Genomic DNA, 14,707 nt, shown 5'->3' on the forward strand with positions numbered 1-14,707 from the left:
CTCATGGTGAATGTTGCCAAGGATGGCGGCCTGGTTGACGCGGAGTTGCCATCGGTCGGCGCCCCCGCCCCCAGTCGCGACCTCGTGGGGGGCGTGCGCCTCGAAGGGCTCCTGACGTTGCCCTCGCTGGCGGGCACCGAGCTCGTCCACGGGCCCGACCAGCTGCTCCGCGGCGTCCTGCGGGCCTCTCTGCTGGGCGCCACCCCCACCCCTCGGCACCACCTCGTCTGCACCGACGCCGAGACCGTCGAGGCCTGGGAGGCAGCCGGCCAGGACCCCCTCGAGCAGAGTGCCCTCGACGGTGCCGCGGCCCTGGCCATCGCGGGCGGCTCCGCGGAGCAGGTCCGCCGGTGGCGGGAGCGCGCGACCGCGGTCGGGCTCCCGCTCGTGCTGGCTCCGCACGGAGTCCGGGCCGAACGCATCGTCACCGAGGTGCTCGGAGCGGTCCTCGACCAGCAGTCGGGGATCCTCGAGCGCGTCGAGGAGGCCCACCAGATCCTGGTCGGTGTCGTGCTCGCCGGCGGTGGCCTCGAGGACCTGTGCCAGCGCTTGGCGGGCTTCCTCGGCGGCGCGGCCATGGTGACCAGCAGCGACGGACGGGTGATCGCGCAGGCCGGGAGCGACGCGGACCTCGGCGCGGCGCTGGCGCTCGACTGCTTCGACCGCACCGGCCGGCTGATCACCGAGCACGAGCCGGTGGGCATCCGGCCGAGTCAGGGCGCCCAGGCCCGGCGGGCCATGGTGCGGATCGTGGCCGGCAACCTCAACCACGGCCTGCTGGCGGCGTTCGTGGGCGACCGTGCGCTGACCGCCGACGACGTCCACCTGCTCGAGCGCGCCGCCACCGTCGCGGCCCTGGCCATCACCAAGGAGCAGGCCGTCTCGGCGGTGGAGAGCAAGTACCGCGCGGAGTTCCTGCGCGACGCCCTCGCCGGCCGGGCCGGTGCTCCGGCCGAGGCGGTGGCGCACGCGGCCGCGCTCGGGTGGGACATCGACCGCCGCCTCGTGGTGGTGGTGGCCGAGACCGACGAGGACGACGCGCACTCCTCCCGCCCGCCCGAGGAGGTGGGGGTCCTGCAGGAACGCTTCGCCCGCGCGTGGAACCAGGCGATGGCGGTCCGCGACCCGCGCGCCCCCGTGATGGGCTTCAGCCAGGAGGTGGTCGCCCTCTGCGGCGTCCCCGAAGGGGCCGACACGGAGTCGATCATGCGCACCGTCACCGAGATCGTGCGGGTCATCAGCGGCATCGGCGGCGGCGGCCGGCGGACCTTCTCGACCGGCGTCTCGCGCCCCGTCGAGTCCGTCGCCGACCTGCCCCAGGCCTACGAGGAGGCCCTCTCGGCGGTCAGCGTCGGACGCCAGCTGCACGGCGACTCCGCGGTCACGCACTTCGACGGCCTCGGGGTGTTCCGGCTGCTCGCGCTGATCCCCGACAGCGCCGACCTGCGCCGGTTCGTCGACGAGGCGCTCGGGCCGCTGTCCACTGACGACACCGCCGAGCACGCCGACCTGCGCCGGACCCTGTCGATCCTCATCGACACCAACATGAACGTCGCCGAGACCGCGCGCCAGCTGTTCTTCCACTACAACACGCTGCGCTACCGCATCGTGAAGCTGGAGAAGATGCTGGGCCCCTTCACGACCGACCCGCAGCTGCGGCTCAAGCTCGCCCTCGCGCTCAAGGTGCACCAGATGCGTGGCATCTGACCGAGCAACATCGGTATGCCGCGGGGGCACGATGGCGCCGCGCCCTCTGGCGGGAGGGACGCGGCACAGCCCATTGCACTCCTGCGCGACGCGGAATGCGAGCGCGCCACTCCGCATACTCTGCCGAAAGGCGCGCGGGACTCGATAGCAACAATTGCCCAATGCAGCGGGCGGTGGGGCCGCTAGTTTTCGCCTATCCCGGAAGGGACTGTGGGCCGCCGGCTGGGTGGCCACACCCGTGGAGAAGGAGTCCGCATGTCACTGGGCCTGGGTTGGAAACTGCACGGAGACGGCAACCTCTCCGGACCGGACGACGTCGTCGCCCCGGACGAGCGCCTCGGTTGGGGCAAGACCGTCGGGCTGGGCGCGCAGCACGTCGTCGCGATGTTCGGGGCGACCTTCGTCTTCCCGTTGATCATGGGGCTCAACCCCCAGCTGGCCATCATGATGAGCGGCATCGCGACCATCGCGTTCCTGTTGATCGTGCAGGGCAAGGTCCCGAGCTACCTGGGCACCTCCGCCTCGTTCGTCGGTGGGGTCGCCGCGATCCGCGCGCAGGGTGGCGAATCCAAGGAGGTCACCGGCGCGATCCTCGTCGCGGGCCTGGTGCTCGCCCTCGTCGGCCTGCTGATCCACTTCCTCGGATCGGGCGTCCTGCACAAGGTGCTGCCGCCGGTCGTCACGGGCGCCGTCGTCATGCTCATCGGGTTCAACCTCGCGCCGGTCGTCGCCAACATCTACTGGCCGCAGGACCAGTGGGTGGCGTTCTTCGTGATGGTCTTCACCATCGTCTGCGCCGTGGCCTTCCGGGGCTTCATCTCGCGCATCGCGATCTTCCTGGCGCTGATCTTCGGCACGGTCCTGTCGTGGGTCCTCGACAAGACCGTCGGTGAGATCACCTCCGTGCTCGGTGGTGCCACCGAGGCGACCAGCCACTTCCGCACGAACTTCTCCGGCGTCAAGGACGCCGCCCTCTTCGGCTTCCCGTCGCAGACGACCGTCGCCGCGGACGGCAAGGAGGTCGTGGGCTGGCACACGCCGAGCTTCTCGATGGCGGCGATCCTGCTCGTCCTGCCCGCCGTGATCGCTCTGATCGCGGAGAACACCGGTCACGTCAAGGCGGTGGCCGAGATGACCGGCCACGACCTCGACCCGGTGATGGGTCGCGCCATCGCGGCCGACGGTGTCGGCACCGTGCTCGCCTCGGCGGTCGGCGGCTCCCCCACCACCACGTACGCCGAGAACATCGGCGTCATGGCGGCGACCCGGGTCTACTCGACCGCCGCCTACTACGTGGCAGCGGTGGTGGCGATCATCTTCGGCCTCTCGCCCAAGTTCGGGGCGCTCGTCGCCTCGGTCCCCGGTGGTGTGCTCGGCGGGATCACCGTGGTGCTCTACGGCATGATCGGCCTGCTCGGCGCCAAGATCTGGAAGGAGAACGGCGTCGACTTCGGCAACCCGATCAACCTCGTGCCGATCGCGGCCGGGATCATCATGGGCGTCGGTGACGTGAAGCTGAAGTTCACCGACAACTTCTCCCTCACCGGGATCGCGCTCGGCACCATCGTCGCCGTCGGCGGCTACCACCTCGCCAAGGCCCTCGCCCCACGCGAGCTGCGCGACCGCGCCGCCGCCGGACCAGGTGGGACGGTGCTCACCGTCGGTGGCACGGACACCTACGGCGACAGCGACGGGGTCGACGACCTCTACCAGGGCGACGACCGCCGCTGACCCAGCCTGACGAACCACGGTGTGGGCCCCTGATCCAGTCGGGGGCCCACACCCGTTCCAGCCCGGCCCTAGCCCCCATTGACTCCAGACGGCAGGATCAGTCCGTGAAGCCAGCCCCCTTCGTGCACCACGCACCCCGCTCCGTCGCCGAGGCGGTCGGGGTGCTGGCGCAGGTCGGCCCCGAGGGCAAGGTGCTCGCGGGCGGGCAGAGCCTGATCCCGATCCTCAACATGCGACTGGCCTCCCCGGCCCACCTCGTCGACATCAACCAGGTCGCCGGGCTCGCCGACGTGGTCGTCACCGGCACCGAGGTGCGCATCGGTGCGCTGGTCCGCCACGCGCAGCTCGAGCACCACGACGAGGCGTATGCCGCGTTGCCGCTGCTGCGCCAGGCGCTCGTCAACGTCGCCCACCCCGTCATCCGCAACCGCGGCACCACCGTCGGCTCGATCGCGCACGCCGACGCCGCTGGTGAGATGCCGGCCGTGCTGGCCCTGACCGAAGGCGTCGTCGAGGCGGTGTCCGCGGGCGGCACGCGGGAGATCGCGGTCGCCGACTTCTTCGAGGGCGCCCTCGAGACCTCCCTCGGCGCCGACGAGCTGGTGGTGGGTGTGCGGTTCCGTCGCTTCGCGGAGGGCACGGGCACGGCGTTCATGGAGCGCGCGCGGCGACACGGTGACTACGCCATGGCCGGGGTCGCGGCGGCCGTGCGCGTCGAGGACGGGGTCGTCGCCGACGCCCGGCTCTCGTTCGTGTCCGTCACGGACGTGCCGCGCACCCTCGACGTCACCTCCGCCTTCGCCGGCCAGGAGCCTGACGCCGTCGACTGGTCCGCGGCTGCCGACCTCGTCGCCGGCGCCATCGAGCCCGACGGCGACATCCACGCCACCGCGGCCTACCGCGCGATGCTCGCGGCCGAGCTGTCGAGGCTCACCCTGGCCGCTGCCGCTGCGCGATCCGTTGCCCTGCAACAGCATCTGTCCGACAGCGAAGGACCTGCCGCATGACCGAGCCCATCGCCGACTCCGCGACCGAAGAGCTGCTCGACCTCACGGTCGTGGTCAACGGTGTGCCGCGGCACGCCAAGGCGCCCGCGCGTCGGCTGCTGTCCGACTTCCTGCGCCACGACCTGCGCCTGACCGGCACCCACGTGGGCTGCGAGCACGGGGTGTGCGGTGCGTGCACGGTGCTCGTCGACGGCCAGCCGATGCGGTCGTGCCTCATGTTCGCCGTGACCGCCCAGGCGCACGAGGTCACCACGGTCGAGGGCCTCGGGGCGATCGACTCGATGGGTCCGGTCCAGCAGGCGTTCATCGAGTGCCACGGCCTCCAGTGCGGGTTCTGCACGCCCGGCTTCCTCACCACGATCACGGCCTACCTCGAGGACCACCCGCACCCCACCGCCGACGAGGCCCGCGAGGCCATCTCGGGCAACCTGTGCCGCTGCACCGGCTACCAGAACATCGTGAAGTCGGTGCTGCGGGCCGCCGAGCTGCGCGCCGAACGCGCAGGTACGACGACATGACCAGCCAGATGTTCGGCGCCCCGGTCAAGCGGCGCGAGGACCCGCGGCTGGTGACCGGCGGCGGGCGCTACCTCGACGACCTGGGCCACAGCGCCCTCGCCGCGGCGTTCGTGCGCAGCCCGCACGCCCACGCCCGCATCGTCGACATCGAGGTCAGCGACGCGCTCGACGTCGACGGCCTGGTCGGCATCTGGACCCACGAGGACCTCCCCGGTCGCGTCGGCGAGCCGCTGCCGCTGCTCATCCCGCACCCGACGCTCACCCACGGACGCACCCAGTTCGCGCTCGCCCGCGACGAGGTCAACTACGTCGGCGAGGCCGTCGTCATGGTCGTCGCGCGCGACCGCTACGTCGCCGAGGACGTCTGCCAGCGGATCAGGGTCGACTACGAGCTGCTGACCCCGGTCGTCGGCATCGCGAACGCCAGGGACGGCTCGGCCCTGGTCCACGACGACGTGCCGGGCAACGTCGCGTGCCGGATGCTCCAGGAGGTCGGCGACGTGGACGCCGCGATCGCGGCCGCACCCCACACCCTCGAGCTCGACCTCGACATCGAGCGCAGTGCCTGCATGCCGATGGAGGGCAAGGGCGTGCTGGCCCGCTGGGACTCCGACAAGGGTGAGCTGCGCATCTTCTCCTCGACGCAGACCTCGACCGGGGTGCGCGCGGCCGTCGCGGCCAAGCTCGACCTGCCCCTGGCGAAGGTCGAGTGCATCGCCCCCGACGTGGGTGGTGGCTTCGGCGTCAAGATCAACCACCCCTGGCCGGAGGAGGTGCTGATCCCTTGGGCTGCAAGGCTTCTCGACCAAGAGGTGAAGTGGACCGAGGACCGGCGCGAGCACTTCATCTCGAGCGCCCACGAGCGCGGCCAGCTCCAGCAGATCCGGGTCGGGTTCGACGACGACGGGCGGGTGCTCGGGCTGGACGTGAAGTTCTGGCACGACAACGGCGCCTACACGCCCTACGGCATCATCGTCCCGATCATCACGTCGACCCAGCTGCTCGGCCCCTACAAGCCGGGCGCCTACCGGTGTGAGTTCTGGTCGCTCTACACCAACACCGTGCTCGTGACGCCCTACCGGGGCGCCGGACGGCCGCAGGGCTGCTTCGCCATGGAACGCACCATGGACGCCATCGCCGACCGGCTCGGCCTCGACCGCGCCGAGGTCCGGTCCCGCAACTTCATCCTCCCCAGCGAGATGCCCTACGACCACGGGCTGCTCTTCCAGGACGGCCGCCCGCTGAAGTACGACTCGGGCGACTTCCCGGCCAGCCTGGCCAAGCTCAAGGCCCTGGTCGGCTGGGACGACTTCGCGGCCTACCGCGAGCAGGCCGAGGCGGAGGGCCGCAGGGTCGGCCTCGGCATCGGTTGCTACGTCGAGGGCACCGGCGTCGGGCCCTATGAGGGCGGGCACATCCAGATCGAGACCAGCGGCCGGGTCAACGTCTCGACCGGCCTCACCTCGCAGGGGCAGGGCCACGAGACGTCGTTCGCGCAGATCGTGGCACAGGAGCTCGGGGTGTCGATCGAGGACGTCTTCGTCACGACCGGCGACACCCGCCGGATGCCGTACGCCGTGGGCACCTTCGCCTCGCGCGCGGCGGTCATGAGCGGCAACGCCATCGCCCTCGCTGCGCGCAACGTGCGGGCCAAGGCGCTGCGGATCGCGGCCGATGCGCTCGAGGTGTCGGCCGAGGACCTCGAGATCGTCGACGGTGACATCCGGGTGAAGGGCGCCCCTGGGACCCACATGACGCTCGGCACGGTCTCGGTGATGTCCAACCCGCTGCGCTACGCGTTCGACGAGGCGGCCAAGGCGGCCACGCAGTTCGCCGGCACCGCCGACTACTCCAAGCCGCCGGTGGCCGACGACGACGAGCCCGGGCTGGAGGGCAAGGACTTCTACTCCCCCACCCAGGCGACCTTCGCCAACGGCATGCACGCGGCGATCGTCGAGACCGACCCGGTCACCGCCGAGGTGAAGATCCTGCGCTACTGCGTGATCCACGACTGCGGCACGATGATCAACCCGATGATCGTCGAGGGCCAGGTGCACGGCGGCGTGGCCCAGGGCGTCGGCGGCGCGCTCTACGAGCGGATGGTCTACGACGACTCCGGCCAGCTGCTCAACGCCAGCTTCATGGACTTCCTGATGCCCTACGCCTCGGAGGTCCCCCACATCGAGACCGACCACCTCGAGACGCCGTCGCCACTGAACCCGTTGGGCATCAAGGGCGCCGGCGAGGCCGGGTGCATCCCGGTCACCGCGGTCATCGCGTCGGCGATCTCCGACGCCGAGGGTTTCGCGATCACCTCCATGCCGATCTCGCCGGTCGAGCTGTGGGAGCTGCGCCAGCGGCACGCCCGCGGCGAGATCCCCTCGCTCCGCGGCACGCGGCATACCCCGTCCGCGCCTGTCACGTCCGCGCCCGTCACGTCCGCACCGTCCACGCCCTCCCGGGAGGCACCATGAAGATCTCCGGCACCGCCGCCCTCAAGGCGACACCGCAGCAGGTGTGGGACGCCTTCCACGACCCCGAGGTGCTGGCTCGGTGCCTCCCCGGCTGCGAGTCGCTCACCGAGGTGGGGCCGGACGAGTACGCCATGACGGTGACCGCCGGGGTCGCCGCGATCAAGGGCACCTACGACGGCAAGGTCGCCCTGCTCGACCCGCGGCACCCCGAACGGTTCACGATGAAGGCGCAGGGAGCGGGCGGACCCGGCACCGTCGACGCCGACGTCGTCGTCCACCTGGCCCCGTCGGCGGCCGGCGGGACCGACCTGTCCTACGACGCCGACGCGGCGGTCGGCGGCATGATCGGCGGCGTCGGCCAGCGGATGCTCTCGGGGGTGACCAGGAAGATGGCCGGCCAGTTCTTCGAGGCCGTCGACGACGACATCGCCGGGGTGCGCAAGGAGAAGAAGACCAAGCCGGTCGAGGTGCCCTCCGGTCCGCGGCCCATCGAGGCGGTCGGCACGTCGACGGCCGGTCGCGGCGGACCGCGCGACTTCGGCTGGGGTGTCCTGACCGGTGGGGCCGTCGCGATCGCGGGGGTTATCGTGGGATGGCTGATCGGAGGACGATGATGCGCGCATTCACCGCGGCTGCCATCCAGCTCGCACCGGTGCCGGGACCCCTGTCGCCGGAGTCGGTGCGCAAGAACCTCGACAAGTGCGTCGACTTCACCCGTCGCTGCGTCGACGCGACCGGAGCCGAGCTGGTCGTGCTGCCCGAGTCGGCCACCACCGGGTTCACGCCGGACTGCTCCGTCGAGGAGCTGTGGGACCTCATGTCCGAGATCCCCGGCCCCGTCACCGAGCCGGTGCAGCAGGTCGCGCGCGACCTCGGGGTGTATGCCGTGCTGGGCACCTACGAGCGGGGCCCCGAGCGGGGCGTCATCTACAACTCGTCGGTGCTGGTCGGGCGCGACGGCGAGGTGCTCGGCGTCTACCGCAAGACCCACCCGTTCTGCACCGAGCACGTCGACGGCGGCGGCTGGGTCACCCCGGGCAACAGCGTGACGGTGGTCGACACGGACCTCGGCAAGATCGGCATGATCATCTGCTTCGACGGCGACTACCCCGAGCTCACCCGCATCCAGGCGGTCCAGGGGGCCGAGGTCATCTGCCGCCCGAGTGCGCTGCTGCGGTCGGCCGACATCTGGGAGCTGACCTCGCGGGCGCGGGCCTACGACAACCACGTGTTCGTCGTGGGAGCCAACGCCACGGGGATCGACCCGGCCGGGGTGCTCTACTTCGGCAACTCCCACATCGTCACGCCCACCGCGCACATCGCGGCCAAGGCGGCCTCGCACGAGGGCTGGGTCTCGGCCGTGCTCGACCCCGCCACGGCCCTGTCGTCGCTCACCCCGGGCTCCAACATCGGGCAGGGGTTCGACCACCTCCGCGACCGCAACCTCGACCTGATCCGCGCCCACCGCGACGAGCTCGAGCGGCCGGCGGAGACGTCCTTCCCCCACTGACACCGCGTCGATCCGTGGCGCCCGGGTCACGGATCGACGTCGCCGGCCGTCCGAGGCGCCCATCCGTGGCCCTGCTGGCACGAATGCGCTCCGCCGACAAGACTGGCCCGATGCCGCTCCCGACCAGCACGCCCTCGGCCCAGGGTGTCGATGCCCTCGGCATCCTCGCCCTCGTCGACGCCCTCGAGTCCGGCGGTCACGACCCGCACAGCCTGCTGGTCGCCCGGCACGGCCATGTCATCGCCCGCGGGTGGTGGGCCCCCTACGCGCCCGAGCGGGTCCAGCTCGTCTACTCGCTGAGCAAGTCCTTCACCGCGACGGCGGTCGGGCTGCTCGTCGACGAGGGTCGGCTGTCCCTCGACCAGCCCGTCCTCGATCTCCTGCCCCCCGGCGACCTGGCGGAGGGGGTCGAGGTCCCGGACCGCTACCGCCGGCTCACCCTCGGCCACTGCCTGACGATGGCGACCGGCCACGACGCGGAGGGCTGGGGTCCCGACGTCCTCCGCGCGGCCCACGAGCCCACCGGCGACGACGACCACGTCGACCCGGTGCTGGCCGCGATCCTGGCCACACCGCAGGAGCACGAGCCCGGCAGCGCATGGGCCTACAACCAGGTCGCGACCTACCTCGCCGCCGGCGCGGTCCGCGGGGTGACCGGCTCGTCCGTGCTCTCCCTCCTGCGCGAGCGGGTCCTGCCCCTGCTCGACCCGTCCGGTGGGGCGGACGTGGCGTGGCACCGCACCGCCACGGGCCGCGAGCTCGGCTTCTCCGGCATCCACGTCGGCACCGACGCGATCCTCGGCCTGGCCCAGCTCTACCTCGACCACGGCCAGTGGGACGGGTCCCCGCTCCTGTCGCCCGAGTGGGTCGACACCGCCACCACGTCGACGGGGCTGCCCAACCGGGAGGCCGACCCCAACCCCGACTGGCGCGAGGGCTACGGCGGCTCGTTCTGGATGGCCCGGCACGGCTACCGCGGCGACGGCGCCTACGGGCAGTACGCCATCGTGTTGCCGGAGCAGGACATCGCCCTCGCGATCACCAGCGAGACCCTCGACATGCAGGCCGTCCTCGACCTCGTCTGGGACCACCTGCTGCCAGCGGTCGGCCAGGCGGACGAGGTCGGTGACGAGCTCGCCGATGCCGCCCTCGAGGAGCGGCTCGACATGCTGACCGTGCCGACCCCGTCGTCGTCCGGGCCCGGACCAGAGGCGGCGCGCTGGGTGCGTGCCGAGGACAGCACCCTCCCCGAGGCGTATGCCGCGATGAGCCTCGCGCCCGGCGGCGCGGCATACGAGGTGGTCCTGGACTGCCACGACACCCAGGTGCGCCTGGACGTGGGCGACGGCGAATGGGTGTTCTCGACCTTCGCCGTGGGCGGCGTCGAGCTGCCGGTGATGTCCGCGGGCGGCTGGGACGCCGAGGGTTGCTTCAGCGCGGACCTGCGCCTGGTTGAGACGCCACACACCCTGCAGCTGCGGACCCGGACCGACGGGACCGTCCACCTCGGCTGGCGCGAGGTGCCGCTCTACGGCGCGGAGCCGCTGGACCTCGCCGTGCACGGTTCGGCCCTGCCCCGCCAGGACTGACGTTCGGAGGCAAACCGGGCCGAGTGGACCCACTCATCGTCAAACTCGCGCAGTTTCCTTGACTTGCCGTTCACGCCCCTATAGAACTGCCCATGAACATGGGGAAACAGACATGGGGAAATGAACACCTAGGGGGAGATGTGCATACAACCATTCGTAGGGCCGCGATCGCCACGGTGGCGTCGATCGGGCTGGCCGTCGCGACCATGGTCAGCGCGGGCGCCAACACCAAGACCTCGACCTCGTCGACCGGGTCGATCATCGAGTGGAAGCTGGGTGGGACCTACTACTACCAGCAGCACGACCACGACGACTTCGGGCTGGACGTCATCTCCGGCATCGCGATCGACGCGCGCTGGGCCAGCTGCAGCATCAGCGGCGGTACGGGCGCCACCAAGTACAACATCACGGTTGCGGAGGGCCGACGGGTCCTGGGCACCGACTTCCTGGCGGGCAGCTGTGTGCGCGTCCAGTACCGCGGCTACTCGACGACCGGGACCTTCTCGTCCACGCAGTACTGGAACTACAACTTTGCGTGAGCACGGCCGGCCCGGGCGCGGAACGGGCGTGGCCCTGGGTGCGGCGACAGCACTGTTCGCGCTGGTGACCCTGAGCGCGTGCAGCAGCACGGACGAGCCCAGCGCGACGACCGAGCAGAAGCAGAGCGCCGACGCCAACGCTCCGCAGTCTGCCTCCGCCGACAGGCGCGAGCAGTTTCTTCCGTTGCTGCGCAAGTACCACGACCAGCTGACGTGGCCGCCAGGGCGGGACGTCACGCCGGACGAGATGTGGCAAGGCATCGCCCCCAACTCTGGGCAGGTCGTCCTCGACGACACCGCGGCACAAGGTGAGGTGGGCTTCCGCAACCTCTGCGCCTGGGCGCTGACGGCCATCGACACGGTCAAGGCCGCGAAGGACACGGCCGATGTCCGCAAGGGCCTCCTGCAGTCGCAGAAGCTCATGCCCGGCGGCGAAGCGTTCTCCCAGGCGATGGCCGACGAGCTGGTCCTGGACAACATCGAGAAGACCCAGCAGTTCGTCGCGGCCAACAAGTGCGACGACTCCAGCTAGCGTCGGGACCACGCGGACCGGTGTCGCCGTCCCGACGCCGGGTGGCGGTGGCACGCCTCACCCTGTGCCTGGCGGTCACTGCGTCGGCTGGGTGCTCGGCGTCGAACGGCTCGCCTGCGGGGGAGACCGCTGTGGTGCGCGCCACGACGAGCGCACCCGAGACGGTCGGGGTCGAGCAGGCCGACCTCTACCGGGCCCGCGAGGTCGCCGGCGTGGTCGAGCGGCGTCCGGAACGCACGGTCCGGTCGCGCTGGACCGGCACGTTCACGCCGGCCCGCGGACTACGCAAGGGCAACGGGGTGGGCAAGGGGGCGCGAGTCGGCGCCATCCGCACCTGCGCGACCACGTCGGGCACCGACCCGGCGGCCACGGGCACCGACCCGGCGGCCACGGGCAGCGACTCCGCGGCGACGGGCAGCGACTCCGCGGCCACCACCCCCGCGTGTCGCGTCGAGTGGCACGTCGTGCGGGCGCCGGTGGCCGGCGCGATCACGGCCCTGACGGGGGCGGAGGTCGCCGAGGGCGGCACGCTCGTCAGGATCCGGCCGCCCGGCTACGTCATCCGGGCCACCGTCACCGACCCGGCCGCGCTCTACGACCTGATGCGACCACCGCGGACCGCCAAGACCAGGATCGTGGGCGGGCCGGCCGGGTTCACCGTGCGGTTCGAACGCCGGGTCTACAACGCCGCGGACGGGTCGGTGGTGCTGGTCCTCGCCGTGCCCGACGACGTCACCGTGGTGGAAGGGCTGCGCACCTCCACCGCCTTCGTCGTGAGCCGACGCACCGACGTCCCGACCCTGCCGGTGACGGCGGTCCAGGGCACGACGGGCGCGGGGCAGGTGGTCGTGGTGGAGGGAGGGCGCACCGAGGTGACCTCCGTCGAGCTCGGCCAGCACGACGGGTCCCGGGTCGAGGTGACCGGCCTGCCGGCGGGGGCTCGAGTGCTCCGCTTCTCACTGGCCTCCGACTTCCTGGTCGGGCCATGAGCTCAGGACCCGAATGGCACGGCGGGTTCGTCATCGACGCCGTCGGCCTGGCCAAGTCGTTCCGGGCCCGCGGTGGCGGCGTGACCGAGCTCTTGTCCGACGCGTCCTTGCAGGTGGCGCCGTGGACGAGCGTCGCGGTGATGGGCCGGTCGGGGGTGGGCAAGAGCACGCTGCTGCGGGCGCTCGGCCTGTTCCAGCCGCTCGACGCGGGCAGCTACCGGCTGCTCGGCTCCGACGTCTCTGGGCTGTCCGAGCGCGCCTGCTCGGCGTTGCGGGCCAAGCACATCGGCTTCGTCTTCCAGGAGTTCCGGCTGCTCCCCCACCTCACGGCGACGGGCAACGTCGAGACCGCCGCGGCGATCGCCGGGATGCCGGTCAGGACGCGCCGTCGCGAGGCGCATCGCGCGCTCGAGCTGGTGGGCCTGTCCCACCGGCTCCGGGCCAGCCCGCGCACCCTGTCGGGTGGGGAGCAGCAGCGGGTGGCCCTGGCGAGGGCGCTGGTCAAGCGTCCGTCGCTGATCCTGGCCGACGAGCCCACCGGCGCCCTCGATGACACGACGGCTGCGGCGGTGCTCGAGATCCTGCGCGACGCCGTCGCCGTCAGCGCGGCGGCCCTGGTGGTCGTCACCCACGACCCGGTGGTCGCCCAGGCGTGCGACCGACAGCTGCGCCTGCACGACGGGCAGCTGGTGCCGCTGCTCGACCACACCGTCGTCGGGTCCACCGCATGAGGCGTGCCGTCACGCTGGCCGGCCAGGAGGTCAGGGGCAACTGGCGTCGCAACCTGGTCAAGGGGGTGATCCTGTTCGGCGCCATCGGCACCCAGCTGTTCACCTCGCTCGCGGCGGCGGCGAGCGAGGAGGCGGTGACCACCTACGGCGCCGCGGTCTTCGGCTACGAGCAGACCTTCCGGGCCGACCTCGAGACGCCGCCGTCGTTGGCCCAGCTCCAGACGATGGACGCGACCCTCGACAGTGAGACCACCGCGCACCCCGGGGCCGTGGTGGTGCTCCAGGCCGACGTCAGCGCCGGGCTGACCTCCTCGCAGGCACCGGTCGCCGGCCCCGCGACGGCCACGTCGCTCACCTCCTTCCACGGACCGTGGGCCGAGATCAGCGCCACCACGGCGGCGTCGACGAGCTTCGCCGAGGTGGACGGACCGACGGCGCTGCCCCGCCTGGTGGTCAGCGGCCCGATGGCGGACCGGCTGGGGGTGACCCCCACGCGACTGGTCACCGTCAGCGTTGCCGCCACGGCGCCGAGCACGGCCGAGTCAGGTGACGCCGCCGCCGACGCGTCCGAGTCGGGTGACGTCGCCGACGCGGCCGAGTCAGGTGACGCCGCCGCCGACGCGTCCGACGCCTGGGCCCAGAGCCCGCGCGCCCTGCCCGACATCCCGGCCCACCGCGGGCCGGTCGAGCGGAACAAGGCCCTGGTCAACGACGTGCTGGCCAGCCGCAGCCTCCTGCACCTGATCGGCGCGGCACCCGAGAGCGCCTCGATCTACTGGCGCTGCAGGGCTCCGGAGTGCACCGATGTGGCCGGCATCGCCGCGACCATCGCGCGCACGGCCGGGCTGAGCCTGGCCGCGGGCAACCGGGTCGACTCTCACGACGAGCTGACGCCGGTCCTGCGCCAGCAACGCGAGCAGGGCGCCTTGTTCGCGTGGGTGGCCCTCGGTCTCGGCGCCGTCGCGGTCGCCGTCGTCGCCACGGCGATGGTGGAGGTGCGCACGCCCGAGCTGGTGACCCTGCGCACGCTGGGAGCCACCCGCTCGACCCTCTTCGCGGCCGCCCTGCTCGAGGGACTGGTGGTGGCGGTGGTCGTCGGCATCGTCTCGATGGCGGCGAGCCTGGCGCTGGCCCGCCTCGACCCCGACCTGCTCAACCACATCGACGCGGTGGAGCTGACCCGGTTCCGGCCACCGCTGGCGGTCTACCTGCGCACCGGCGCCCTGACGGTGCTGGTCGGCCTCCTGACCGGACTCCTCCCGGCCCTGCGCGCCTACCGGCTGGTGCGGGCCAACTGACACCGGGCCAACTGACGACACAGGCCTGACGAGGGCTGTTGGCAACTTGTGCCAAGGCGACGCAGCCGCGCGACCGGTTGAA

General features: G+C 71.9%; 13 protein-coding genes. All 13 read left to right on the forward strand.

Annotated elements, in window-relative coordinates:
* The first annotated feature begins 3 nt into the window (after positions 1-3).
* The 13 genes from ASG91_RS12570 (at position 4) to ASG91_RS12630 (ending at position 14,625) form a co-directional block, all read left to right on the forward strand.
* Entirely contained in the window at positions 4-1,707 is a 1,704-nt protein-coding gene (locus tag ASG91_RS12570) for a CdaR family transcriptional regulator (protein ID WP_082594143.1), read from the forward strand.
* Between the two features lie 255 nt (positions 1,708-1,962).
* A complete protein-coding gene (locus ASG91_RS12575; RefSeq protein WP_056922968.1) occupies positions 1,963-3,438 on the forward strand; it encodes a uracil-xanthine permease family protein in 1,476 nt (491 codons plus the stop codon).
* Between the two features lie 104 nt (positions 3,439-3,542).
* Complete coding sequence (locus ASG91_RS12580; RefSeq protein ID WP_056922969.1) at positions 3,543-4,445, forward strand: xanthine dehydrogenase family protein subunit M; 903 nt, start codon at positions 3,543-3,545, stop codon at positions 4,443-4,445.
* The gene (locus tag ASG91_RS12585) at positions 4,442-4,963 is read left to right on the forward strand and encodes a (2Fe-2S)-binding protein (protein WP_056922970.1); all 522 of its coding nucleotides are present in this window, start codon (positions 4,442-4,444) and stop codon (positions 4,961-4,963) included. Before ASG91_RS12580 ends, ASG91_RS12585 begins: the two co-directional genes overlap by 4 nt.
* The gene (gene cutA, locus ASG91_RS12590; protein ID WP_056922971.1) at positions 4,960-7,437 is read left to right on the forward strand and encodes an aerobic carbon-monoxide dehydrogenase large subunit; all 2,478 of its coding nucleotides are present in this window, start codon (positions 4,960-4,962) and stop codon (positions 7,435-7,437) included. The genes ASG91_RS12585 and cutA overlap by 4 nt, the downstream gene beginning before the upstream one ends.
* Positions 7,434-8,051: a carbon monoxide dehydrogenase subunit G gene (locus ASG91_RS12595; RefSeq protein ID WP_056922972.1), complete on the forward strand. Its 618-nt coding sequence runs from the start codon at positions 7,434-7,436 to the stop codon at positions 8,049-8,051. The genes cutA and ASG91_RS12595 overlap by 4 nt, the downstream gene beginning before the upstream one ends.
* The gene (locus ASG91_RS12600) at positions 8,051-8,947 is read left to right on the forward strand and encodes a carbon-nitrogen hydrolase family protein (protein ID WP_056922973.1); all 897 of its coding nucleotides are present in this window, start codon (positions 8,051-8,053) and stop codon (positions 8,945-8,947) included. Before ASG91_RS12595 ends, ASG91_RS12600 begins: the two co-directional genes overlap by 1 nt.
* A 110-nt stretch (positions 8,948-9,057) precedes the next feature.
* A complete protein-coding gene (locus ASG91_RS12605) occupies positions 9,058-10,536 on the forward strand; it encodes a serine hydrolase (RefSeq protein ID WP_082594193.1) in 1,479 nt (492 codons plus the stop codon).
* Between the two features lie 140 nt (positions 10,537-10,676).
* Positions 10,677-11,075, forward strand: a complete 399-nt coding sequence (locus ASG91_RS12610; protein WP_157606334.1) for a hypothetical protein — start codon at positions 10,677-10,679, stop codon at positions 11,073-11,075.
* 28 nt (positions 11,076-11,103) lie between these two features.
* Entirely contained in the window at positions 11,104-11,607 is a 504-nt protein-coding gene (locus tag ASG91_RS12615) for a hypothetical protein (protein WP_056922976.1), read from the forward strand.
* Between the two features lie 134 nt (positions 11,608-11,741).
* On the forward strand, positions 11,742-12,596 hold the full coding sequence (locus ASG91_RS12620) for an efflux RND transporter periplasmic adaptor subunit (RefSeq protein ID WP_157606335.1): 855 nt from the start codon (positions 11,742-11,744) through the stop codon (positions 12,594-12,596).
* Positions 12,593-13,327, forward strand: a complete 735-nt coding sequence (locus ASG91_RS12625) for an ABC transporter ATP-binding protein (protein ID WP_082594144.1) — start codon at positions 12,593-12,595, stop codon at positions 13,325-13,327. Before ASG91_RS12620 ends, ASG91_RS12625 begins: the two co-directional genes overlap by 4 nt.
* Positions 13,324-14,625, forward strand: coding sequence for an FtsX-like permease family protein (locus ASG91_RS12630; protein WP_056922978.1), 1,302 nt, complete (start codon positions 13,324-13,326; stop codon positions 14,623-14,625). The genes ASG91_RS12625 and ASG91_RS12630 overlap by 4 nt, the downstream gene beginning before the upstream one ends.
* The last annotated feature ends 82 nt before the right edge of the window (positions 14,626-14,707 follow it).

The sequence above is a fragment of the Phycicoccus sp. Soil802 genome (assembly GCF_001429605.1).
GTDB lineage: Bacteria > Actinomycetota > Actinomycetes > Actinomycetales > Dermatophilaceae > Pedococcus.